This window comes from Candidatus Kaistella beijingensis, from assembly GCF_020084865.1.
In the GTDB taxonomy this organism is placed as follows: domain Bacteria; phylum Bacteroidota; class Bacteroidia; order Flavobacteriales; family Weeksellaceae; genus Kaistella; species Kaistella beijingensis.
This window is the reverse complement of the sequence record NZ_CP071953.1, coordinates 813,035-839,073: the sequence shown is the minus strand read 5'-3', so window position 1 is coordinate 839,073 and position 26,039 is coordinate 813,035. Positions and strand designations below refer to the sequence as shown.

General features: G+C 36.8%; 19 protein-coding genes. 16 read left to right on the top strand and 3 right to left on the bottom strand.

Translation table 11 applies throughout. From position 1 onward, the window contains the following. The first annotated feature begins 94 nt into the window (after positions 1-94). The 10 genes from secD (at position 95) to J4771_RS03855 (ending at position 15,663) form a co-directional block, all read left to right on the top strand. Positions 95-3,016, top strand: coding sequence for a protein translocase subunit SecD (secD, locus tag J4771_RS03900; RefSeq protein WP_224136607.1), 2,922 nt, complete (start codon positions 95-97; stop codon positions 3,014-3,016). A gap of 295 nt (positions 3,017-3,311) precedes the next feature. Continuing rightward, complete coding sequence (locus tag J4771_RS03895) at positions 3,312-4,532, top strand: TCR/Tet family MFS transporter (protein WP_224136605.1); 1,221 nt, start codon at positions 3,312-3,314, stop codon at positions 4,530-4,532. A gap of 168 nt (positions 4,533-4,700) precedes the next feature. Further along, positions 4,701-7,196: a cation-translocating P-type ATPase gene (locus tag J4771_RS03890; RefSeq protein WP_224136603.1), complete on the top strand. Its 2,496-nt coding sequence runs from the start codon at positions 4,701-4,703 to the stop codon at positions 7,194-7,196. Between the two features lie 45 nt (positions 7,197-7,241). Next, the gene (locus J4771_RS03885; protein WP_224136601.1) at positions 7,242-7,565 is read left to right on the top strand and encodes a Sec-independent protein translocase subunit TatA/TatB; all 324 of its coding nucleotides are present in this window, start codon (positions 7,242-7,244) and stop codon (positions 7,563-7,565) included. Between the two features lie 163 nt (positions 7,566-7,728). Then, positions 7,729-8,295: a phosphatase PAP2 family protein gene (locus J4771_RS03880; protein ID WP_224136599.1), complete on the top strand. Its 567-nt coding sequence runs from the start codon at positions 7,729-7,731 to the stop codon at positions 8,293-8,295. 80 nt (positions 8,296-8,375) lie between these two features. Then, positions 8,376-11,219, top strand: a complete 2,844-nt coding sequence (polA, locus tag J4771_RS03875) for a DNA polymerase I (protein WP_224136597.1) — start codon at positions 8,376-8,378, stop codon at positions 11,217-11,219. Between the two features lie 65 nt (positions 11,220-11,284). Next, positions 11,285-11,557: a YciI family protein gene (locus tag J4771_RS03870; RefSeq protein ID WP_224136595.1), complete on the top strand. Its 273-nt coding sequence runs from the start codon at positions 11,285-11,287 to the stop codon at positions 11,555-11,557. Between the two features lie 60 nt (positions 11,558-11,617). Continuing rightward, positions 11,618-12,523 carry a glycosyltransferase family 2 protein gene (locus J4771_RS03865; protein WP_224136593.1) on the top strand — a complete coding sequence of 302 codons (906 nt, stop codon included), beginning with the start codon at positions 11,618-11,620 and terminating at the stop codon, positions 12,521-12,523. Positions 12,524-12,789: 266 nt separating this feature from the next. Then, entirely contained in the window at positions 12,790-14,526 is a 1,737-nt protein-coding gene (locus J4771_RS03860; RefSeq protein WP_224136591.1) for an amidohydrolase, read from the top strand. Between the two features lie 12 nt (positions 14,527-14,538). After that, a complete protein-coding gene (locus J4771_RS03855; RefSeq protein ID WP_224136589.1) occupies positions 14,539-15,663 on the top strand; it encodes a hypothetical protein in 1,125 nt (374 codons plus the stop codon). On the opposite strand, the gene J4771_RS03850 is transcribed toward J4771_RS03855, so the two are convergent. Together J4771_RS03850 and J4771_RS03845 are read right to left on the bottom strand one after the other, a co-directional pair. Beyond that, a complete protein-coding gene (locus J4771_RS03850) occupies positions 15,660-17,138 on the bottom strand; it encodes a lipopolysaccharide biosynthesis protein (RefSeq protein ID WP_224136587.1) in 1,479 nt (492 codons plus the stop codon). The genes J4771_RS03855 and J4771_RS03850 overlap by 4 nt on opposite strands. Continuing rightward, complete coding sequence (locus tag J4771_RS03845; RefSeq protein ID WP_224136585.1) at positions 17,135-17,947, bottom strand: FkbM family methyltransferase; 813 nt, start codon at positions 17,945-17,947, stop codon at positions 17,135-17,137. Before J4771_RS03845 ends, J4771_RS03850 begins: the two co-directional genes overlap by 4 nt. A 201-nt stretch (positions 17,948-18,148) precedes the next feature. On the opposite strand from J4771_RS03845, the gene J4771_RS03840 reads away from it, so the two are divergent. Further along, positions 18,149-19,774, top strand: coding sequence for an alpha-amylase family glycosyl hydrolase (locus J4771_RS03840; RefSeq protein WP_224136583.1), 1,626 nt, complete (start codon positions 18,149-18,151; stop codon positions 19,772-19,774). A 2-nt stretch (positions 19,775-19,776) separates the two neighbouring features. Continuing rightward, on the top strand, positions 19,777-20,295 hold the full coding sequence (locus tag J4771_RS03835; RefSeq protein WP_224136580.1) for a TlpA family protein disulfide reductase: 519 nt from the start codon (positions 19,777-19,779) through the stop codon (positions 20,293-20,295). A gap of 63 nt (positions 20,296-20,358) precedes the next feature. On the opposite strand, the gene J4771_RS03830 is transcribed toward J4771_RS03835, so the two are convergent. Next, positions 20,359-21,024: a DUF2461 domain-containing protein gene (locus tag J4771_RS03830; protein WP_224136579.1), complete on the bottom strand. Its 666-nt coding sequence runs from the start codon at positions 21,022-21,024 to the stop codon at positions 20,359-20,361. Positions 21,025-21,173: 149 nt separating this feature from the next. Between J4771_RS03830 and J4771_RS03825 the strand changes: the two genes are divergently transcribed. The 4 genes from J4771_RS03825 to J4771_RS03810 all read left to right on the top strand — a co-directional run bounded on the left by J4771_RS03825 (position 21,174) and on the right by J4771_RS03810 (position 25,990). Continuing rightward, a complete protein-coding gene (locus J4771_RS03825; protein WP_224136578.1) occupies positions 21,174-22,874 on the top strand; it encodes a DEAD/DEAH box helicase in 1,701 nt (566 codons plus the stop codon). A 228-nt stretch (positions 22,875-23,102) separates the two neighbouring features. Beyond that, positions 23,103-23,741, top strand: a complete 639-nt coding sequence (locus J4771_RS03820; RefSeq protein ID WP_224136577.1) for a DUF47 domain-containing protein — start codon at positions 23,103-23,105, stop codon at positions 23,739-23,741. Between the two features lie 27 nt (positions 23,742-23,768). Then, the gene (locus tag J4771_RS03815) at positions 23,769-24,911 is read left to right on the top strand and encodes an inorganic phosphate transporter (protein WP_224136576.1); all 1,143 of its coding nucleotides are present in this window, start codon (positions 23,769-23,771) and stop codon (positions 24,909-24,911) included. Between the two features lie 107 nt (positions 24,912-25,018). Continuing rightward, entirely contained in the window at positions 25,019-25,990 is a 972-nt protein-coding gene (locus tag J4771_RS03810) for a polyprenyl synthetase family protein (protein WP_224136575.1), read from the top strand. Positions 25,991-26,039: the final 49 nt, after the last annotated feature.

Here is a 26,039-nt window from a genome sequence, read left to right as displayed (position 1 = left end):
AATTTTGATCAGAAATTCTTTGTTAAAAATTCTTAATTCTATTGAAAATCATTATATTTGCCGACTATAATTTTAATGTTGTAAACTATTAACAATGCAAGGAAAAGGACTTATTACGCTTGTCGCGGTCATCTTGGGACTGATCTGTCTTAATGAATTGTTGCCGACTTGGTATGCTGGAAAAATTGAAAAACAAGCCACTGAAATCGCAGGAAACGATCCTGTAAAATATCAGAAAGAAATGGCGAGACTTTCTAAAGATACCCTGAATCTCGGCTTTACAAAACTTTATTATTCAAAGGCAAAAGAAAAAGAAATGAAGTTGGGTCTCGACTTGAAAGGCGGTATCAACGTACTTCTAGAGATCAATGAAAGAGATTTGGTAAACGATTTAACCAACTATTCTACCAACCCTATTCTTCTGGAAACCCTCGATAAAACTGATATCGCTCAGAAAAACTCTACAAAAAATTACATCGAAAATTTCTTCGATCAGTTTGCAGCGGTAAACAAAGCGAAAGGAACCAACCTGAAACTTGCAGATCCTGAAATTTTTGGGAATACCAATTTAAGCGAGATTAAATACAACTCTTCCGATGAGGAAGTGAAAAATATCATCAGAAGAAAAATTTCTGCTGCGGAAGGTTCTGCTTATGAGGTAATTAGAACGCGTATTGACAAAATGGGTGTTACGCAACCAAACGTTCAAAGAGTTCCGGGAACGGGTAGAATTTCTGTGGAAATGCCTGGAATTAAAGACATCGACCGTGTAAAGAAAATGCTTCAAACTTCTGCGAAACTTCAATTTTGGGAAGTGCAGCAAGTTCAGGAGATTTATCCTTATTTCGAGCAGTTAAATACAGTGATAGCTGCGAAAGGCGACTCTTTGGGAATTCCTAAAAACACCAATTTCGTAAACTTAATGCAGTTGAACTCCTTGAGATCAAACGGTGTTGGGAACATCAAACTTTCTGACACAGCGGCAGTTAATAAAATTTTAAATTCAGATATTGCTAAAAGACTTCGTCCTGCAAATGTGAAGTACACCCAATTTATGTGGGGTTACAAACCGGAAGCGAACGATGAAAATAATCTGGTTCTTTACGCAATCCGTGGAAACATCAACCAGAAAGCTCCGGTTGATGGTGCTGTAGAATCTGCAAGAGTAAACTACGACGAACTTGGAAGAGTAGTGGTGGATATGCAAATGGACTCAAAAGGTTCTAAAGATTGGAAAACTTTAACTGGTAAAAACGTAAACAAACCTGTTGCGGTAACTTTGGATAATGTGGTTTATACCGCACCAAATGTTGTAAATGAAATTCCAAACGGTAGAACGCAAATCTCTGGTAACTTCTCTCAACAGGAAGCTCAAGATTTGGTGGATGTTTTGGGTGCAGGTAAACTTCCGGCAAGTGCTAAAATTGTTCAGGCAGATGTTGTAGGACCTTCATTAGGAAAAGCGTCGATCGATGCGGGAATGTTGTCGTTTATCATCGCATTCCTTGTAATTATCGCCTATATCATTTTCTATTACGGTGGAGCAGGAGTTTATGCCGTAATCGCAATGGTCATCAACCTTTTCTACATCTTCGGAATCATGGATTCTGTGGATGCAACGCTTACACTTCCGGGAATTGCGGGGATCGTACTTTCCATGGCAATGGCGGTGGATACGAACGTTATTATTTATGAAAGAACAAAAGAAGAACTTTTCGCGGGGAAAAATATTCTTGAAGCTTACAAAGATGGTTTCAAACACGCACTTTCTGCAATTGTCGATGGTCACTTAACTACAATTTTAACTGCGGTTGTTCTTTATATTTTCGGAACGGGACCAATCAAAGGTTTTGCGGTGACTTTAATCATCGGTATCTTGATGACGTTCTTTACTTCCGTATTGTTATCGAGGGTGATGATTTTTGCGAGATTGAACAAAGGGAAACACCTTTCAGTGTGGACTCCGCCTACAAAAAATCTTTTCAGAAATATTTGGATCGACTTTATCGGAAAGAGAAAATATGCCTACATGATTTCTGCTTTCTTAACCGTTGCGAGTTTAATTTCCATCGCTGTTAACGGCTTTAAATATGGAATCGACTTTACCGGCGGTAGAAACTTCGTGGTAAAATTCGATAAACCTGTTGATGCTAATAAAGTAGAGGAAAACCTAATTAAACTTTTCGCTACACAAGATGGTAAAAACTCTGCAGTAGAAGCAAAAACTTTCGGGACAGGAAATCAGCTGAAAATTTCTACCGATTACCTTATCGATGACGAATCTTTGAAAGCCGACCAAATTATCGAGCAGAAATTGTATGAAGGTTTGAAACCAAATCTTCCTGCAAACATGACTTTACAGGAATTCAAATCTGCGGATAAAGATCATTCAGGAATTGTTTCTTCTGCAAAAGTAGGACCTACTGTGGCAGACGATATCAAATCTCATGGAACTTTTGCCGTTATTGCGGCTTTGGCGGGAATTTTCCTTTATATTTTGTTGCGATTCAACAAATGGCAATTCTCACTCGGTGCGGTTGCGGGACTTTTCCACGATGCGATTATCATTTTGGGAACTTACTCTTTGCTGCACAAATTCATGCCGTTTAACATGGAAATCAATCAGGATTTCATTGCGGCGGTTCTTACGGTTCTCGGTTATTCCATCAATGATACCGTGATTGTATTCGACAGAATCAGGGAGTATTTAAGAGAGAAAAAATCGCTTACTTTGGCGGGACTTTTCGATGACTCTATTTCAAGTACTTTGGGTAGAACGTTCAATACCTCATTTACAACTATTCTTGTAATCTTGGCAATCTTCATCTTCGGTGGAGAAAACTTGAGAGGATTTATGTTTTGCTTGTTAATCGGTATTGGTTTCGGTACGTATTCATCTATTTTCATTTCATCGGCAATCGCTTATGATTTCTTGAAAGGAAAAGGAAAAGAAGAAGAAGTTCACGGAAGAAGCTCCATCGACAAAGAAGTCGTTGAGAAAAAGAAAAAGAAATAATTTCTTATCATATCTAAAATTGTCCTTCGAAAGAGGGACATTTTTTTTAATAACTCTACTTTTAATTATAGATGAGATTTTTCTCCAACTTCGTTCGTTCGAAATGAGGGCTATTTTAATTTTGATGCGGGGATTTCTTGGCGCGGCTTCGCCGCGCCAAGAAATCCCCGCATAAATTATAAAAAGTTGGTCATTCCTCATCGATGAAGCAATGAGGAATCTCAAAAATAATTTTACAAATCGATTTAGAAATTGCAATTCACATCTTTCTGAAAAAACTATCTTTGCAACCTCAATGAAAAGAAATCAAAAATCAGCCGCAATCGGTTTCATCTTTATTACTTTGCTCATCGACATTACAGGATGGGGAATTGTAATTCCTGTGGTTCCGACACTAATCCGCGAACTGATTCACAATCCCGATTTAAGCGTCGCTTCACAATACGGAGGTTGGTTGAGTTTCGTTTATGCAGCAATGCAGTTTGTTTTCGCATCAGTTTTAGGCGGATTGAGCGACAAATACGGAAGAAGACCTATTATTCTTTTTTCACTTTTAGGTTTCTCCATCAACTTTTTTATCCAGGCGATTGCACCAACGATTTTTTGGCTTTTCGTGGGGAGAATTTTCTCGGGAGTTACAGGAGCGAGTATTACCACAGCAAGTGCCTACATCGCAGATATTTCCACGGATGAAGACCGGGCAAAAAACTTCGGGATGATTGGAGCCGCTTTTGGTTTAGGTTTCATCATCGGTCCCGTTATTGGTGGAGTTCTCGGACATTACGGAGCCAGAGTTCCTTTCTACGCTGCGTCGATTTTATGTCTGATTAATTTTCTTTACGGATGGTTTATTCTCCCAGAAAGTTTAGACAAAGAACACCGGCGAAAATTTGATTGGAAACGTGCAAATCCCGTCGGTTCCTTACTTCAACTTCGTAAATATCCACAAATATTAGGATTAATTGCCGCATTGGTTTTCGTTTACATTGCAGGTCACGCTGTACAAACCAATTGGACATTCTTCACCATGTACAAATTTGGCTGGACCGAAAGAATGGTCGGAATTTCTCTCGGAGTTTCGGGATTTATGGCGGCTTTGGTTCAAGGATATTTAATCCGAATCATTCAGCCCAAAATTGGTGATGCAAGAAGTATTTTCTACGGACTCACTTTATACGCCATCGGAATGGTTTTGTTCGCATTTGCAAGTCAAAGTTGGATGATGTTTGCATTTTTAATTCCTTATGGTTTAGGCGGAATTGCAGGTCCCGCTTTACAGTCCGTGATTTCATCGGAAGTTCCAAAAAATGAACAGGGCGAATTACAGGGCGCTTTAGCAAGTTTAATCAGTTTGACGGCGATTGTTGGTCCACCTTTAATGACGAATACTTTCTATTATTTCACCCACGACCATGCTCCGTTTAAATTTGCAGGTGCTCCGTTTTTTCTCGGATTTTTACTAATGACGATTAGTGCGGTGATTGTGTATTTTGTTTTTAAAAGGAAGAAAATCTAAAAGAGATGTTACTCTGCTAAGTGAAACGCCTTTGCGAACTTGAAAACGAAAAAGCAGTTTAAAGAGTCGTCGTCTTTGCGTTTAAATTGAGCGATATTTTCTGACCAACTTCATATTCCATTTGCAAATAATTTTCATTATTTTTAACATTCAATTTTTAAAAATAAAATGGATTTCAATATTCCCGAAAACTTCACCGGACTTAATGACACTCAAGTTCTCGAATCAAGGTCAAAATTTGGCGAAAACAAAATGAAGGAAACCGAAAAATCAACTTGGTTTTCGCTCCTTTTAGATATTCTGAAAGAACCGATGCTGATTCTTTTAATCATCATCACGCTAATTTATTTGATTGTCGGAAATTACGGTGAAGCTGCCTTTATGTTTTTCGCAATTGTGGCAGTTTCAGGAATCTCTTTTTATCAGGACAACCGAAGTAAAAAGGCTTTGGAAGAATTGGAGAAGCTCAACGAACCTTTAAGCAAAGTCATTCGGAATTCTAAAATCATTTCAATTCCCACCCATGAAATTGTCGTCGGAGATTTATGCATTACCGAAGAAGGAAAAATGATCAACGCCGATGGAAAAATTCTTCACAGCAACGATTTTTCGGTGAATCAATCTTCTTTGACTGGAGAAAGTTTTTCGGTTTTTAAAGATAGAGATTCTGATGATAACGAAGTCTTCAGCGGAACTTTAACGGTTTCCGGACTGGCTGTTTTCGAGGTTGAAAAAATTGGCAAGGAAACCAAGCTTGGAAAAATAGGAGATTCCCTTCAGAATATTAAGGAAGAAAAATCGCCGTTGCAGATTCAGATTGAGAAGTTTGTGAAAAATATGGCAATCATCGGAATTGTGGTTTTTCTGATGGTTTGTGTTTTCAATTATTACCACACCCGAGATTTCGTCAACAGTCTTTTGAATGGATTAACACTCGCAATGTCGATTCTGCCAGAAGAAATTCCCGTTGCTTTTACCACATTTATGGCATTAGGTGCTTGGAAATTAATGCGGGAAGGAATCATTATCAAGAAAAGTGCAATCGTGGAAACTTTGGGAAGCACGACTGTAATTTGCACCGATAAAACCGGAACAATTACCGAAAATTCCATGAAACTGAATTCGGTTTATGATTTTAAAAACGATAAAACTTATTCTGAAAATGAATTTAATAATCCTGAAATCTCCCAATTAATCAGTTATGCGATGTGGTCGAGCGAGCCAGTTCCTTTTGATCCGATGGAAAAAACGCTGCACGAAGTTTACAAGAAAACGCAAAAAGAAGATTTACGGACTCATTATAACATGTTCCACGAATATCCGTTGGAAGGAAATCCACCCATGATGACGCATTTTTTCGAGAATGAAAAAGGAGAAAGAATCATCGCCGCAAAAGGAGCTCCCGAAGCAATTTTGAATGTTTCAAAACTCTCCGATTCGCAAAAAGAAGCTTTACAACATAAAATCCACCAATTCGGAAGACAGGGATTCCGAGTTTTAGGCGTTGGAAAATCCAATTTTGAAGGAAGCGATTTCCCGAAAAAACAACAGGATCTTAAATTTGATTTTCTTGGTTTTGTGGTATTTTACGATCCACCGAAAAAGGGAATTCAGGAAGTTTTTAAACATATCTACGATGCCGGAATCAAGGTGAAAGTAATTACAGGCGACAATGCTGAAACTACCAAAACCATCGCCGAAAAAGCAGGAATCAAAAACGCTTCACAAACAACTACAGGAACAGAAATTTTCCATTTAGACGAAACCAAACTCCAAAAAGTTTCCGAAGAAAAAACCTTGTTTACCAGAATGTTTCCCGAAGCAAAACTTTCCGTCATCAACGCTTTAAAGAATAATGGGGAAGTAGTCGCAATGTTGGGAGACGGCGTCAACGATGGTCCCGCTTTGAAAGCATCTCACATTGGAGTCGCAATGGGAAAAAAAGGAACGGAAATCGCAAAAGCAGCCGCTTCTGTAGTTTTGACGAATGATGATTTGGGAAATTTAGTGACCGCAATTGCTTCAGGACGAAGAATTTACACCAACATCAAAAAAGCGGTTCAGTACATTATTTCCATTCACATTCCTATTATTCTTACCGTTTCGTTGCCGTTGTTTTTGGGTTGGGTGTATCCTCAAATTTTCACGCCGGTTCATGTCATTTTCCTTGAGTTGGTGATGGGTCCGACTTGCTCCATCGTCTATGAAAACGAACCGATGGAAAAAAACACCATGCTCCGAAAACCACGACCAATGACGGAGACTTTCCTAAATTTGAGAGAATTAGTGGTGAGTATTATTCAAGGTTTGGTGATTACTTTAGGAGTTCTTTTCATTTACCAAATGACGGCAAGAAGTGGCGGAAGTGAAGAACTGACTCGTTCTATGGTTTTCACGACTTTGATTTTTTCTAACATTTTATTGAGTTTCTGTAATCGCTCATTCTTTTACACGACTTTTGAAACATTGAAAAACAAGAACAATCTTTTGATCTACGTGACTTTGATAACTTTGGCGGTACTTTCATTGATGATTTATTTCCCACCAGTTTCCATGTTTTTCAAATTACAAGAATTAAGTTTAATGCAAATCGGAACTGCGTTTTCTGCGGCGGTGATTTCTGTTTTGTGGTTTGATGTCTTTAAACTTTTAAGAAGAATTTAAGTTGAATAACAAATGCTGTTTCATAAACTTTCGTAATTTTGCCGCATGGAATTAAGTATTGGCGAAATGCTTTTGATTGCCGTTGCAATCGTCGTTTTATTCGGACCCGAGAAATTGCCGCAAATTGCCCGTGATTTGGGAGCAGGCGTTCGCAAAATGCGGGGCGCGATGGAAGACGTGAAAACCGAAATTCTGAAAGAAACGGACAATCCCGTTTCCGAAATCAAAAAGGAAATCGAAAAGGTAAAACAGCAGGCAAAGGATTTCAACCCGATGACCGACCTTGAAAAAGATGCCATCGCCGAACGTTCCAAACCGAAAGAAAACCTCGCCGAGAAAGACGACCATGAAGGACCTGTAAGCAGATAAACTTTTTTTTTCTGAACTAGGAAATTTTTTAGCAAAAAGATCCAGTCTTGATTTTTTGGTTACTTTTGCATCAAGGCAAAAGTAACGAAGAGTTTTTTTATTTTTGTTATCTATTTTCATCTTAATAATTTCAATTTTTGAAATAATATTTCAAAAATTTCTTATGCACGAAATCATCCAAGAAGACAAACAAGCATTCCTCTTCCTTAACAATTTGGGGAGCGAACCTTTCGACCGATTTTGGACGATGGTTTCCGGGACTTGGCTTTGGATTCCGCTTTACGTTATTTTTCTGTATTTACTTTACAAAAATTACAAACTCCGAAATTTACTTTTCATTTTGATTTTCATTGCATTAGGAGTAACAGTTTCTGACCAACTTGCCGGAATTTTCAAAACAGGAATTGCAAGATTGAGACCTTGTCACGATCCAAGTTTAGGCCATTTAATGCGTGAAGTTCAATGCGGCGGACAATTTGGATTTTATTCGGCACATGCTTCAAACACGTTTTTTATTGCGACTTTTATGAGTATGTTGCTTTTCAGAAAATATCGGTTTCTTCCATATTTACTTTTCTTTTGGGCAGCAATGGTTTCTTACAGTCGGATTTATCTCGGGGTACATTTTCCGATGGATGTTTTGATGGGGGCAGGAATGGGATTTTTTCTCGGCGGATTTTTCGCGACTTTAGCAATGAAAGTTATCCATAAGCAGAGTAAGATTAAATAATTTGCAATCCTCTATTTATTGCGGTCATTATCTTCCAGCTTCCCTCATCCAGCTTCCAACTTTTCGCTATCTTTGCTGTTATGACACACGACAACAACGACAAACGTCTTTTCCTCATCGATGCCTATGCGATGATTTTCCGAGGTTATTATGCCCTCATCAGAAGTCCCAGAATGACGAGCAAAGGTTTGGATACTTCAGCCATTTTTGGATTTACCAATTCTTTGATTGAACTGATTCGTAGAGAAAAACCTTCGCATTTGGCGGTAGTTTTTGATGTAGGAGAAGCAAGTGTCAGAACTGCAGATTTTTCTGATTATAAAGCCAATCGCAGCGAAACACCCGAAGCGATTAAAATTGCCATTCCTTATATTCACAGAATTTTGGAAGCGATGTACGTTCCGATTTTGGGTGTGGAAGGTTACGAAGCGGATGACGTGATTGGAACCATTGCCTGCAAAGCGGAAGCAGAAGGTTACAAAGTTTTTATGGTGACGCCTGACAAAGATTTTGCGCAGTGTGTCACTGAAAATATCAAAATTTATAAACCGGGATTAAAAGGAGCAGAATTTGAGATTTTGGGAGTTCCGGAAGTTTTGGCAAAATATGAAATTGAAGACCCCAAACAAGTCATTGATTTTCTAGCCATGATGGGCGATTCTGTTGATAATATTCCGGGATTGGAAGGCGTTGGTGAAAAAACTGCCAAGAAATTCCTGAAAGAATACGGAAGCATTGAAAACCTTTTAGCCAACACCGATAAAATTACCGGCAAACTCCGAGAAAAAGTTGAAAATTCTGCCGAACGTGGAATTCTGTCTAAAAAATTAGCCACGATTTTATGTGATGCACCGATCGAATTTCATCAGGAACAATACGATTTAGAAACGCCTGATTTCGAAAAGGTGAAGGAGGTTTTTGACGAAATTGAATTCCGAAGATTGTACGAAAACCTTTATCGTGCATTTTCAAATGAGCAATCAGCAATCAGTAATCAGCTATCGGCTGATCCGAATAAAGTATCGCGATACGACAAAAAAGCGGAGGAAAAAAGCGGTCCTGTTCAATTGGATTTGTTCGCCAATTTTGAAGAGTTGGAACAGGCAACTACAACGAAAACGACCATTGAGAACAACGACCATCTTTACCAATACATCGATTCCCCGAAAGCACAGAAAATTTTAGTTCAAAATCTTTTAAAACAAAATGCGGTTTGCTTCGACACGGAAACGACTTCGTTAAATGAAATGGAAGCCGAATTAATTGGGATGAGTTTCTCCTACAAAAAAGGTTTGGCTTATTATATTCCACTCTCAGAAAATAGAGAGGAGGTTTTGGAGACTTTAGAAATTTTCCGTCCGTTTTTCGAGAAAAAGGAAATCTTGAAAATCGCCCACAATTTAAAATTCGACTACAAAATTCTGAAACAATACGGAATTGATGTTGATGGAGCCATCTTCGACACCATGATCGCGCATTATCTCCTCAATCCCGATGGAAGACACGGAATGGATTATCTATCTGAAATGTATCTGAATTACAAACCTGTCGCAATTGAAACCTTGATTGGTAAAGGAAAAAATCAAACGACACTTCGTTCTGCCTCAGTTGAAGAACAAACGAAATATGCGGGTGAAGACGCCGATGTAACTTGGCAATTGTACGAAATCTTCGCTCCTCAACTGAAAAAAGAAAACTTAGAAGATTTGTTTTATAAAGTCGAAATGCCTTTGATGAAAGTCTTGGCAAAAATGGAATTGGAAGGAATTTCTTTAGATAAAAATTGGCTCGAACAGGAAAGTAAGGATTTGGAAAGTGATATTAGAGAACTTGAAAAAAAGATTTTTGAATTTGCGGGTGAAGAATTTAATATGAATTCACCAAAACAGTTGGGTGAAATTTTGTTTGAAAAAATGCAGCTCGACCCAAAAGCGAAAAAAACAAAAACTGGTCAGTACGCCACTTCCGAAGATGTTTTACAAAAACTTTCCGCGAAACACGAAATCATTAAATACATTCTCGAATACCGAACTTATCAAAAACTGAAATCGACTTATGTGGACGCCTTGCCGAATCAGATTGATAAGGATGATAACCGAGTTCATACCAATTTCTCGCAAACTACGGCTGCAACGGGAAGATTAGCTTCCGTGAATCCGAACTTGCAAAATATTCCGATTCGAACTTTGCGCGGACAACAAATTCGTGGTGCCTTTAAAGCGGATGAAGGAAACAAAATTATTTCAGCAGATTATTCACAAATCGAACTTCGTTTAATCGCCGAAATTTCGAATGAGGAAAATATGATTAAAGCATTCCAAAATGGAGAAGATATTCACGCTTCAACGGCTTCAAAATTGTTTAATGTTCCTTTGGAAGAAGTTACGAAAACCCAACGTTCACAGGCAAAAACGGTGAATTTTGGAATTATTTACGGACAAGGCGCATTCGGTTTAGCCGAACAAACCGGACTTTCCCGAACTGAAGCAAAGCAGATGATTGAAAACTATTTCGCCACTTATCCTCAACTAAAAAAATATATGGCAGAACAAGTCCAAAAAGCGCAGGATTTGGGTTATGTGGAAACGATTTTAAACAGGAAGCGTCATTTGAAAGATATTAATTCTGCCAATTTTGTAGTAAAAGCTCACGCGGAAAGAAACGCCGTAAATGCACCAATTCAGGGAAGTGCAGCCGATGTTATCAAATTGGCGATGATTAAAATTGACGAAAAACTTCAGGAAAAAAATTTGAAAACCAAAATGCTTTTGCAGGTTCATGACGAATTGGTTTTTGAGGCGCCAATCGAAGAAATAGAAACGGCCAAAAAACTCATCAAAACCGAAATGGAGTCCGCATTTGACACCAAAGTTCCTTTATTGGTGGAAGTTGGAGTAGGTGATAATTGGTTGGAAGCGCATTAGTACGGACAAGCCTCGACTTGTCCAAAATCCGCAGGATTTTTAAAGAAACAACATCAAATAAAATCATGAGAACAGTCGTATTCTACGAAAACACAGCCGATGCAACCATGGAAAAATTAATGGAATTTTTTCCGCAGCATCAGGAAAATGAAGACAAATTTGTGAAAGCTGGAAAAGTCATCGGAATTGGCCCTTTTTCAATTCCCGGACAAGGCGCGATGGGAATTTTCACAGACCGGGAATCTGCCGAAGAATTCGTGAAAAACGATCCCTTTGTTTTGAAAGGATTGGTAACGTACACCATGAAAGATTGGGTAGATGATTTGGAAGGTAAATAGATTTCCAATTATGATTTTCCATTTTCATATTTTCAAATTCGCTCATTTTCAAATTATTAAATGAAATTTCTTATCATCATTCCTGCACATAACGAGGAGAAGAATATTTTCTTTACCCTTGAATCCTTGAAGAATCAAACTTTTCAGGATTTTGAAGTGATCGTGGTGAATGATGGTTCTACCGACAAAACTGCGGATATAGTTCATAAGTTTATAAGCACTGTAACGCTGAGCGGAGTCGAAGCGTCAAATTTCAAACTTTCCAATCTCGAATCTTCAGTTCACGAACCGGGAGCAAAAGTGGTAAGAACTTTCAATAAAGGTTTGCAAACGACGGATTTAAATCACTTCGACATCATCTGTAAATTCGACGCCGATATTATTTTTCCTAAAAATTATTTGAAAAGAATTAATGAGGTTTACGAAAGTAATCCGAAAGCAGGAATGGTTTCAGGTTTGGTAAAAATCAAAAAATCAGTTTTTGAAAAATCTTTGGCGTTTGATTTTAAAGACGAAAAACATCAATGGATTTATGAGAACTTATCTTCGAAAAATCATGTTCGTGGACCGATAAAATCTTACAGAAAGGAATGTTTTCTCGCCATGAACGGACTTCGACCTGTTCTCGGTTGGGACAATATCGATGTGATGTTGGCAAAGAAAAACAATTGGGAAACCGTCACCATCAAAGATTTATGGGTGAAACATCTTCGACCAACTGCCTACAAATACAAAAAGCAAAAAGCCGAAAAACTCGGTGAATATTTTTACAACATCGGTTTGAATTTACCTTTAGCAATGATTTCGTCTGCAAAGTCATCATTAAAAAATAAATCATTTTTTGAGTTTTTTACTACTATAAAATCTTTTTTAAAACAAAATGGTGAAAGAAAATTAACGAAAGAAGAAATACAATACATCCGCAACTTAAGATGGAAACAAATGTGGCGTAAGGACAAATCGTGATTTGTCCAAAAATCGAAGATTTTTAGAATGCAGGACAGAAATAGAAATAGAAAATAGGACTTTGATTACTCGAAAGACGCAATCTGTTTTATCACCATCAACACAAAAAACAAAATCCATCCTTTTGGAAAAATCAGAAATGGAAAAATAGAACTTAATGAATTAGGAAAAATTATTGAGACTCAAATTCTTTGGTGATCTGAAAAATACTTGTATTGATAATTACATCACTAATAATCCTGAAAATTGGGATAAATATAAATATTATGGAATTTAATTTTACAAAAAATCGCATTGAAAACCTGCATTTTTCGGACAAATCACGATTTGTCCCTACACTTGTTATACTACTTTTTTCGGTATTCATCTCCGCACAAAATAACGCCGACTTAATCATCCAAAACGCGAAAATCTATACCGTTAATAAGAATTTTGATGTCGCTGAAGCAATGGCAGTTTCAGAAGGAAAGATTTTAGCGGTTGGGAAAAATGCGGAGATTCTGAAAAAATTCAAATCAAAAAACATTCAGAATCTTGAAGGAAAAACGGTTTTTCCCGGATTCATCGATGCGCATTGTCATTTCACAGGTTATGCGACGGATAAATGGAAATGTGAACTTTTGGGAACAAAATCTTGGGACGAAGTAATTTCCCGAATCACCGAATATTCCAAAAACGCACCAATGGAATGGCTTTACGGCAGAAGTTGGGACCAAAATGATTGGCCCATAAAAGAATTTCCAAACAAGGAAAAACTCGACCAACTTTTCCCGAACCGTCCTGTTTATTTAAAGCGAATCGATGGTCACGCTGCAATTGCAAATCAAAAAGCCCTCGATATTGCGGGAATTGATTTAAACACGAAACTGAACGGCGGTGAAATTGAACAAAAAAACGGCAAACTTACCGGAGTTTTAATTGATAATGCGATGCTTTTGGTGGAAAAACATTTGCCGCAAATCAGCGATGAAATGGCGATTAATTATTTTGGAGAACTGCAAAAAGAATGCTTTTCGTATGGCTTGACTTCACTTCACGATTGCGGAATTACGGAGCATACTTTGTCGCTTTTGGAAAAGGCACAGTCGCAGAATAAACTTCAGATGAAAATCTTCGCATTGCTTGAAGACAATCCTAATTATTACGACCGTTGGGTAAAAAAAGGAAGATATACCAATAAAAATATTACGGTTGGAGGATTTAAAGTGTATTCAGATGGTGCGCTTGGTTCGAGAGGAGCGTGTCTCATCCACGATTATTCCGACAAAAAAGATTGGAAAGGGTTTTTGTTGAGCGAGAGAAAACATTTCGAAAATTTAGCCAAAAAACTCAAAAATAGCGACCTTCAAATGTGCACTCACGCGATTGGAGATTCTGCGAACCGGACGATTCTTCAAATTTATGGTGATGTTTTAGGCATTAAAAATAACAGAAGATGGAGAATCGAACATGCGCAAATTGTCGATAAAAACGATTTCAATCTGTTTGCGAAATATTCCATCATTCCTTCTGTGCAGCCAACTCACGCGACTTCCGATATGTATTGGGCGGAAGAAAGATTGGGGAAAGAGCGCCTGAAATATTCCTACGCTTATGAAGATTTGCTGAAACAAAACGGTTGGCTTCCTCTGGGAACCGATTTTCCAGTGGAAGAAATCAATCCTTTTAAAACATTTTTAGCGGCGGTGGCAAGAAAAGATTCTAAAAATTTTCCAGCCAACGGTTTTCAGAAAGAAAACGCATTGACAAGGCAACAAACCATTCGTGGAATGACAATTTGGGCGGCAAAAGCAGCATTTCAGGAAAATGAATTGGGTAGTTTGGAAGTCGGAAAATCGGCGGATTTTATTATTTTGAATCAAAATTTAATGACGATTCCCGAAACTGAAATTTTGAATACAAAGGTTTTGGAAACTTGGAGTAGCGGAAAAAAAGTGTATTTTTTCAAAAGAGAATTTAAAATTGGTGAAGCAAAAAATATTGTTGAAGATGCCAAAAATTAAATAAAGTTGAATTTGAATTTAAAAAAAATAGCCTTTATCGAACTCGACACCCACGCTGAAATTGCGGCAAACTTTATGGAATTAATGAATGATTCCAAAGAGTTTGAGGTAGATTATTATTTCTCTGAAAAAGTTTTAAAGACGATTGGAAAACATCAATTCAACATTTTTCTAACGGAAAATTCAGAGATTCTGAATCAGTTGAAAGGAAATAATTATGATTTGGTCATCATTGGAACGGTTCATCGCTATTTCAATGTTTTTGAGAATATTTGTAAAAATTGCAATACAGCGATAATTGTTCACAACTTGAATTTTACTAAAATTTCTAAACTTCAACTCTTTAAAAATATCTTTAGAAAGGATTTTAAATATCGGTTAAAACTCCTGTTGAAAGAGGATTTACTTTCTGCAACCGATGTTTACAAAAAGGCGAAAAGTCTTTTGGTTTTGGATAAAAGTTTAGTTCAGCAAAACTTCAAATTTCTTCCTTTATTTTTTAATAAGTTTAATGAAAAGTCTGCCTCTGAAAATTTCACCATTGTCATTCCAGGTGCAGTTTCGCAAGCAAGGAGAGATTATAAAAGGGTTTTAGAAATTGTAAATCAAAAGGTGGAGGTGGAGCGGCGAAGCCGCGAAATGTTGGTAGAAGATGCCGTGTCTGAAGAGGAGGTGCGAAGCACCGAAATGTTGGTTAAGAATTTTGAAATCATTTTTCTCGGCAAAGCCAAAGGAAAAGAACTTCATTGGTTAGAAAATTTCGAGAATTCAAGTCCTGAAAATCTATCCATCAAATATTTTACTGAAAAAGTTCCGCAACCCATTTTTGATGAATGGATGAACAAAGCCGACGTTTTGTGGTGTCCCATTCAGCAAGAAACAGAATTTTTCAGCAACAATGAAACTTACGGGAAAACCAAAATGTCGGGAAATATTGGCGATGCCATTAAATATGGTAAATTCGCTTTCTTTCCCGCAAATTATCATTCAGATTTGGATTTTATAATCAACGAAAATAGAAATCGAACGAATGAAATTTTAGATTTTAACGGAGAAAATTCTTACAACTTCCAAGAAAATTTCAACAAAGAAAAGATCAGAAGGGAATTAGAAAATGTTTTGAAAACGCTAATTTAAAATTTAAATAAACTCTGAAAGAATTTCTTGTTCAAATAATCTTCCACAGGAAAAATTTTCATAAAATAATTTCCCGCAAAAATGATCACCAAAACTAAACCTGGCTTAAAAATTAAATTCGCCAAACTGCTTTTAAAATTCGGTAAGATAATCGCCAAAGTAATCGCCAAAGTACAAATAATTGCGGCGTAAATCATTTCAATACTTAATGGTGAAACTTTGAATTTTATGTAATTAAAAACAATTTTAATGATGTTGAACAAAGTGAGCGAAATTGCGGTTGCCATTGCGATTCCCATGATTCCAAAAGTTGTTTTGGTGAGGAAAATCCAGTTGAGAACTATCGTCGTAATCGCCAAGAAAAGCATCACGATAATATTGAAACGGTAATGGTTGGAAAGGGAAATAATATGTCCGTTAAAACCCGTCGCCAAATCAAAAAGCATCGCAAAACCAAGAATCCAAACAACAGGTTCCGCTTTTCGAAGTTGGTCGCCGTTTTTAATGAAGTCGCATAAATAAGGAAATCCCACCAAAATACAGGCAAATAGAACTGCTCCCAAGAAAAACAATGTCAGTGAAGTCTTTTTGTGGAAACGGTCGAGTTCGTCGAAATCGTTTTCTGCAATGGTTTTATTGATGATTGGTGCGGAAATGTTGAACAAACCCATTTGTGGAATCATGATGAAAGAAAGTACCGACAAAATAATGCTGTAAACTCCGTTTTCCTCGAAGTTCAAAAATTCGCCAATCATGAAGTTATCCACTCTGAAAGCGATGTAATTGCCGATATTTCCTAGAAATCCGAAGAAACTGTAATTCAAGACTTCTTGCCACAAATTGTCTTTTTTAATATAGTCGGTACTGAAATCGGGTGTGATTTTTTCAAGTTTATTGGCATAGAAAATATAGCCTAAAAACGAAAGCAAAAACATTCCGAAGAAAAACGCGTAAGAACCTTTTTCTGAAACCCCGATAAAGAAGAACAAACAGAAAGCGCCTAAATTAGCGAGTTTCGGCATTAAATTCTCAAAAATATTGGGAACAACGATTCTCTTAAAATTGGAAATGTATTTATTGAAAACCGCCGAAAGTGCAAGAATGAAGATAAGAGGCAAAATCAACCTTTTCATTTTCCATAGTTCCAAACTTTTAAATTGAGGGAAAATTAGGAAAAATCCAAAAAATAAAATCGTGAAAATCAGGAAATTAACTCCAATTCCCAGCAAAGACAAACTCAAAAAATTTTGATTTTTTCCGTCTTTTTGGGTTTGATGGAAAAATTTCACATTAGAAAAAGAAAGCCCGAAAACCACGATGGGCAAAAGCATTTCCGCAGTCGGCATAATGTAGCGCAGTTTCCCGTAGAATTCCATATCTCTCGGAAATATGAAAATCGCAGAAAAGGTTCCGAGCAAAAACCCGAAATATCCAATTAAAGAATATTTGAAGCCTTGTCGCGCTACAACACTCATTTATCGTGTTTTTTTTGGTAATTCGGTACGAAAATAATATTGTTGATGTACTGATTTTTATTGATCAACTCATTTTCCTTTTGAATTTCATAAAAATCATCTTCAATTTTTTGCAACCGGAAGTTTTCGCGGTTCAGAAAATGAGCGGTGTAATTCCAATTCTCAATTTCGGAAACCATTTCCTGTAAAGGTTTTTCATGGTGGCGTTGTTCCATTTCCACCATCAAAACGGGTTTGAATTTTTTAATTGTTTTTTCTGCGCCACGCAAAGTTTCCATCTCGTTACCTTCCACATCAATTTTAATGAAATCGAGACGTTTTAGGTTTTCAAGTCCTGCCCAATCATCCAATTTCATTACTTTCACTTTTTCCGTGAAATGATTTTCTTCGCCATTTTCGAAAAATTGGGTGTGCAAAGTTCCGCGGGAATTGTAGGTTTCACCGTTGATTACAGGGATTTTAAAATCAGCTGTTTCATTTTTATCCGACAGAGCCAGTCGGTAAATATGCATTTCGGGAAAAATTCTTTTCAAACGGAAATAGAGTTTCGGATTGGGTTCGAAGGCGTAAATTTGATGAGGAGAAAGTCGTTTTTCAAGACGAAAAAGATAAGTTCCCACATTGGCTCCAATATCGAAAAATACAGCAGCTTTTGGGATATAATCTTTAATCCAAAGCAATTCGGGCTCCATATTTTTTTCCGAAAAGTTGTCCGCAGAAAGTTCTTCCAATTTTTTGAAATACCTTTTTTTATAAAATTCGGGTGATATAAACTGTAATTTTTCGGCTATTTTTTGATAAAGCGTCATGAATCTTTTGGGTTAAGGAAAACAAAGATATAAATTTATGTTAAATATATGTTAAATTGAATGTACGATGGAAAATGATTTTTTGTACAGCCGATTTTGTTTTAACTTTATCAGTCGAATAATAAGCAAATGTGGGGCTTTCTTAAGGTTTTATTCATAATACATTAAGATAAAAACTTCCATTTTATAAAAATTAAAAAAATGAAAAAAATCCTTTTTATCGCAGGTTTTGCGTTATTAACTTCTTGTGGTTCTGTTCATAATACCAAAAAACAACCTTTCACTTGGGAAGGTGCAAATCTCTATTTTTTGTTGACGGACCGTTTTCAAAATGGCGACAAATCCAACGATATTAATTTCGAAAGAACGGAAAAAGCTGCTGTTTTGAGAGGTTTTGAAGGAGGCGATTTGCGTGGAATTATTCAAAAAATTGATGAAAATTATTTTACGGATTTAGGAATCAATGCCATTTGGATGACGCCGCTTGTGGAACAAATTCACAGCGCAACCAATGAAGGAACAGGAAAAACTTACGGTTTCCACGGATATTGGGCAAAAGATTGGACGGAACTTGACCCGAATTTTGGAACAAAGGCCGACCTAAAAGAATTGGTGGAAAAAGCCCACGCAAAAGGAATTAGAGTCGTTTTGGATGCCGTTGTAAATCATACAGGTCCCGTTACAGAAGTCGATCCTGTTTATCCAAATTCTTGGGTTCGAACTTCGCCGCAATGTAAGTACAATAATTTCGAAAATACGACTGCGTGTACTTTGGTGGCGAATCTACCGGATATTTTGACCGAATCAAATGCTCCCGCTGAACTTCCACCAATGTTGGTTGAAAAGTGGAAAAAGGAAGGAAGATACGATGCGGAAATGAAATCCTTAAACGAGTTTTTTGCAAGAACAGGTTATCCGAAAGCGCCGAAATATTACATCATGAAATGGCTCGCTGATTACGTGCAGGAATTTGGAATTGATGGATATCGTGTTGATACCGTGAAACATACCAATGAGGATGTTTGGAAAGATTTCCAAAAAATTTGTCAGGAAGCTTTTGACATTTACAAAAGAAACAATTCGTCAAAAGTGCTCGACAATAATTTATTTTTCACAGTTGGTGAAGTTTACGGTTACGGAATTTCACACAAACAGATTTACGATTTCGGTGATAAAAAGGTGAATTATTATCAAAATGGTTTTAAAGGTTTGATTAATTTTGATTTTAAGGGAGATGCGAACAAATCTTATGAAGAGCTGTTTTCAAATTATTCTAAACTTCTTCATTCCGATTTAAACGGTAAAACGGTGATGAATTATTTAACTTCTCACGACGACGGTTGGCCTTTCGATAAAGAGCGAAAAAGAACTTATGAAGCAGGAACCAAACTTTTGCTCGCTCCTGGAATTTCGCAGATTTATTATGGAGATGAAACCGCAAGAAATTTAACAATAAGTGGAGCAGAAGGAGATGCAACTCTTCGTTCCAACATGAATTGGAGCGACGTGCAATACAATTCGGGAACAAAAAAATTATTGGAACATTACCAAAAATTAGGAAAATTCAGAGCTAATCATCCATCAGTTGGAGCGGGAGTTCATCAAATGATTTCTGCGTCACCGTATTGGTTTACAAGAACTTATAATAATGATAAAGTTTTAGTTGGATTGGATTTGAAATCAGGATTAAAGGAAGTTTCCGTTGATGGGCTTTTCCAAAACGGAACAAAACTGCGTGATGCTTATTCAGGAAAGACTACAAAGGTCGAGAATGGAAAAGCGTTGATTGATACAGAATTTTTCATCGTTTTGTTTGAGAAAATTTAGAAATGAAAGAATCAATAAGTTTCATATTATTACTTTTTACAATAAGCGCTTTCGGACAAAAAGTTCCAACGGAAAATAAAAAAGCCTTTTCTAAAGAAGCTCTTGCTCAAAAAATAGTTTCGCTTGATGGTAAAAAACTTTCCGTTTCCGACGTCATTAAAAAGCATGAAGGAAGAATTTTAATTATTGATTTTTGGGCAAGTTGGTGCAGAGACTGTATTCTCGCGCTTCCTTCCACAAAAGAGTTGAAAGAGAAAAATCCTGAAATTGATTTCGTTTATTTTTCGCTCGACCGTAGTCATGAACAATGGAAAAAAGGACTTGAAAAATATAATATTTCAGCGAACGAAAATTATTGGTTTGATGAAGGTTGGAAAAATAATTTCAATAATTATATCGACTTAAATTGGGTTCCGAGATTTATGGTGATTGACCAAAAAGGAGGAATTGCAAATTATTATTCCATCAATCCAAATGATCCTGAAATTCAGAAAGCGATTGATTTGTTAAAACTAAAATAAGCTTGTTTGCCACGAACGCAGAAATAAAAAAGCAATTAATTATTCCTGCATTCGTGGCAATTTTTATAAGAACGGCGCACTCAGAAAATCATTCAACGGTTTGATTGATTTGTAAATTTTCGCAAAATTTTCAGTTGCATTTTCATCCGTTAAATCCAAATCTGAAATCGGATGAATCACCACAAAACTTTTCAGTTTCAGATATTCCGCCATCGCATCGTCTTTTTCAAAACCTTGCGGAACTTTCTGTAACTTATTTTCAACGCTCAATCCACGAAAGTGATGCCTGAAATCGTCTTGTTCAAGAATTTTCAGAAAATCTTTTCCGTTCATTGAAATTTCTTTTCTGATTTGCTTTAAAACTGAACTTTCGGGTTGATAAACTCCGCCCGCTAAAAACGATTTTCCCGGTTCAATATGTAGATAATATCCTGAAACCCGATTTCCTTTTCCCATTCCCAAACTTGCTCCGATATTGGTTTTGTAAGGTGTTTTATCTTTAGAAAATCTTGTATCTCGGTAAATTCTGAACAAAGATTTTTTCGCAGCAAGTTTTCCAATTTCTTCATCAAATTCTGCAATTTTTTCAATGAGGTCTTCAACAAAATTGACTATGTTTTCATTTGCTGCAACATATTTCTCCTTGTTTTCCGTAAACCAATCGCGGTTGTTGTTTTTGGCTAAATCTTTCAGGAATTTTAGGGTAGAATTTTCTATTTTGGGATTCATAAATTCAATATTATTAAAATCAAATTTAAGGAAAAATCAACTTCAGATAATGAACTGATTTCATTTAACAAAAATTTAATGAAAGCCCCATAAAATTATCAAAAATAAAAAACGTATCTTTGCCGCCGAATTATTAGACGATCATTTACATGAATTTATTTACGGAGACCAATCTAAGTCCTGATCTATTGAAGGCAATTGGCGAATTGGGCTTTACAAGTCCTACAGAAATCCAAAAACAGACTATTCCTTTTATCTCTTCAGATATTCGCGATCTCATCGCACTTGCGCAGACAGGAACAGGCAAAACAGCAGCATTTTCGCTTCCGATTTTGGATATGATTGACGACGGGAGTCGCAAAATCCAACTTTTGGTGCTGTGTCCTACAAGAGAACTTTGTTTGCAAATTACCAAAGACATTAAAAATTACTCGAAATACATGCAAAACATCAAAACCACTGCGGTTTATGGTGGAAGCAGTATTACCGACCAAATCCGCTCCTTGAGAGAGAAACCGCAAATTATTGTGGGAACTCCGGGACGTGTGATCGATTTGATTAACAGAAAAGCCCTCGATTTTTCTGAAATTCATTGGTTGGTTTTGGATGAGGCAGACGAAATGCTTTCCATGGGTTTCAAAGATGATTTGGAAACCATTTTAAGAGAAACACCGGAAACGAAACAAACTTTATTGTTCTCAGCAACGATGAATAAAGAGGTGGAAAGAATTTCTAAAAATTATTTAACGAATCCGCACAGAATTTCTGTTGGTTCCATTAATGAAGTGAAGAAAAACATCAAGCACGAATATTACGTGGTTGGTTACCGTCACAAAAAGGAGGCGTTGAAAAGATTAATCGACGCAAACCCTAATCAATACTCGATTATTTTTTGTAGAACAAGAATGGAAACACAAGAAGTTGCCGATTTCTTGATGCAGAACGGTTATGCAGCAGATGCGCTTCACGGCGATTTGTCACAAGCCCAAAGAGATACGGTGATGAAGAAGTTCCGTTTGAAAAACATCGACATTTTGGTGGCGACAGACGTTGCCGCAAGAGGTTTGGATGTGAATTCTTTGACGCACGTAATCCATTATTCACTTCCGGATGATCCTGAAGTTTTCGTCCACAGAAGCGGAAGAACAGGTAGAGCAGGGAAAGATGGAATTTCAATGGCATTGATTAAACCTGAAGAATCAAGAAAATTAAAGCAGATTAAATCTTCTACTAAAATTGATATTCAGGAAAAGAAAATTCCTACGGGTGATGCGATTATAAAAGCTCAAGTTGGAGGTGTTTTTGAAAAATTATTTACAGAACATGAAAACGTTTTCGATTTTGATGATGAGTTAATTCCAGATTTATCGGCATTTTCTAAAGAAGAATTGGTTCATCAGTTGCTTCAGTTGCAATTAAGAGATTTGGCGCTTTATTACAAAGACAAAAATGATTTGGCGGACCAAAAATTCAACACCGACGAAGGCAGAGAAAGTAGAAGAGATCGTGGTAGAGATCGAGACGGAAGAGGAAGAGACCGCGACAGAGGCGACAGAAGAGAAGGCGGAAGAGGCGAATCTCGCGAAAGAAAACCCAGAAGAAACAGTGGCGACATGACAAGATTTTTCTTCAACCTAGGAAAACGCGACAATTTGAAGAAAATGGATATGCTTGAAATTTTGAACAAGGCAACTTCCAAATCAAAGAAGCGTCCCGATATTGGTGACATCGAAATTTTAGAGAAATTCTCATTCTTTGAAGTAGAAAAATCCTTTAAAGACGAAGTTTTGAGAGGTTTGCAGACTCAAAAATTCAAAGGAAAAGAAATGAGGGCGGAAGTAGCAAACTAACCTTTCCAATAAAATAATTAAAATCAGTTTTGATATTCAAGACTGATTTTTTTTTGAGAAATTTTACACCCTTTAGTGTGGGGAAAAGAAAATTCCAGATTTCAGACAAATTTATTCAGGTTATAAAAACGCAATCTTTTAACTCAATGTTAATAAAACTTAACATTAAATTGCGAAAGTTGTGTCTCTTTTTCGGAAATTTGCACCACTAATTATAAACTCTAAAAAATGGGAATCGGAAACATTTTTAAGGCATTCCAACCAAAAGACAAAGTATTTTTTGTATTGTTTCAAAAAGTGGCAGAAGCACTTACCGCAATGTCGAAAGAATTCCACGAAGGATTGATGGATTTCGATATGAATGACGAAACAATGCTGACTCACATGAGCGATTACGAACACAAACTCGATGACCTCACCCACGAAATTTTTGTACAGTTGGGCGAAAATTTCATTACTCCGTTTGATAGAGAGGACATTAATTATTTAGCAAGCGGATTGGATGATATTGCAGATTTCATGTACGCTTCGGCAAAATATATTTATTTATATAAAACGCCCTTAAATCCTGCATATACAGAGTTTTCACTGTTGATTTACAAATCTTGTCAGGAAATTGAGAACGCTATTAGAAACCTGAAAGATTTTAAGAACCCGAAAGAAGTTAAGGAATCTTGCATCAAAATCAATTCTTACGAAAATATTGCAGACGATGTTTTAAGTCAGGCAACTGTGAAGCTTTTCGAGACTGAAGATGCCATCAACATCATCAAAATTAAATCAGTTCTAGAATATCTTGAAACGGTGACCGACAAAGCAGAAGACGTTGCAAACACCATTGAAAGCATCGTCATCAAATACGCTTAATCTATTCAGAATCAAAAAAATTAAAGAATGGATTTACCTATATTATTGGTCGTCATTATTGTTTTAGCATTAATTTTCGATTATATCAACGGTTTTCATGATGCCGCGAATTCCATTGCGACCATTGTTTCCACTAAAGTTTTAACACCTTTTCAAGCAGTTCTTTGGGCTGCAGTTTGGAATTTTGCCGCATTTTTCCTCGCAGCTTATGTTATTGGAGAATTTAAAATCGGTAATACGATTGCGAAATCCGTTAATGAAGATTTCATCAATCTTGAAGTAATTTTTGCAGGATTAATCGCAGCAATCGCATGGAATTTATTAACATGGTGGTTTGGAATACCGTCTTCATCCTCACATACTTTGATTGGAGGGTTTTTGGGAGCGGCATTAATGTACGCTTTGGTTTCCGATTATCACGCAATTGCTATAGCACAGCCTGATTTGGGAATTTTTGAAAAACTCAAACTCGCTTTCCAACAATTATTTACCCAAAATGTCGTCAAGTACGAAAAAGTAATTCCAATATTCCTTTTCATCTTTTTGGCGCCGGTTATTGGGATGATTATTTCGATCATTATCACTTTGATTATTGTATATATCGCAAAAAACTCAAGCCCGAGAAAAGCAGATAATATTTTCAAAAAACTGCAGTTGGTTTCTTCCGCACTTTTCAGTTTGGGACATGGTACAAACGATGCTCAAAAAGTAATGGGTATTATTGGTGCAGCAGTGATTTATTATCATGTTCAAATGTTGCACGACCCGGTTTATCTTGCATTAGACGGTTCGCATCAGTTTACCTATTTCGTGGAGCACTATTTTTGGGTTCCTTTCACTTCATTCTTGATGATTGCATTAGGAACAATGAGCGGCGGTTGGAAAATCGTGAAAACAATGGGAACAAGAATCACCAAAGTAACGCCTCTTGAAGGAGTAAGTGCAGAAACAGCAGGTGCAATTACTTTATTTTTGACAGAACATTTGGGAATTCCAGTTTCTACAACGCATACTATTACTGGTGCAATTATCGGGGTTGGTTTAACCAAAAGAGTTTCCGCAGTTCGTTGGGGAATCACGGTAAGTCTTTTGTGGGCATGGATTTTAACTATTCCGATTTCTGCAATTGTAGCGGGAATTACTTATTTGATTGTTATTTTAGTAAGATAAAAAAATCAATATTATTTCTAAAACCATTTCCACGGAAGTGGTTTTTTTATGCTTTAAATTCCATAAAAAATGATTAAAATCGTACTTTTGTAAAAACAGAAAAATTTATGCAATTTTTAGATGAATATCAGGAAATCGTAGCCAAAGCGGTTGATAAATACATGTTCAAGGATAAGCCGGAAGAACTTTATGCGCCGATGAATTACATTATTTCTCACGGCGGGAAAAGACTTCGACCGATCATGGTTTTAATGGCGAATGATATGTTCAACGGAAATATCGAGAAAGCATTGAAACCTGCTTTAGCTATAGAGTTTTTCCACAATTTCACGCTGATTCACGATGATATTATGGATGAGGCGCCGCTTCGCAGAAACCAACCCACCATCCATACTTTACACGGAATTAATGTAGGAATTCTTTCCGGCGATGCATTGCTTTTCAAAGCCTATAAATTTTTCGAGGACTTGGAGCCCAATCTTTTTAAAGCCTGTGTTCGAGTTTTTACACATACCGGACTTTTACTTTGTGAAGGACAGCAATACGACATCAATTTTGAGACGCAGGAAGATGTAACCTTCAGCGATTATATCCGAATGATTACCTACAAAACCGGAATTTTAAGTGCTTCTTCTTTTGAAATAGGAGCTTTGATTGCAGGTGCCGATTTTAAGGATGCGAAAGCCATTTTCAATTTCGGGAAACATGTCGGAATCGCTTTCCAGATTATGGATGATTATTTGGATGTTTTCGGAAACATGGAACAGTTTGGGAAACAGCATGCAGGTGATATCGTGGAAAATAAAAAAACCGTTCTCTACCTTCTAGCCAAAGAAAACGGAACGGAAGAGGAGCGTAAAGAACTCGATTACTGGTACTCCAAAAAGACGGATAATGTTGATAAAATTTACAGTGTAGAAAAGATTTTCCGCCGTACGAAAGTGGATGAAAAAACGCTTCATTTGATTCAAAAGCATAATGAGATTGCGCAACATTACCTTAATAAAATCAATGTTCCCGATGAAAAGAAAAAACCGTTCATCGAATTGGCGAACTATTTATTGAGAAGGGAATCTTAAATTATAAAAATATCCAAAATCTACCGAGACTATTCCCCCTCTTTGAAGG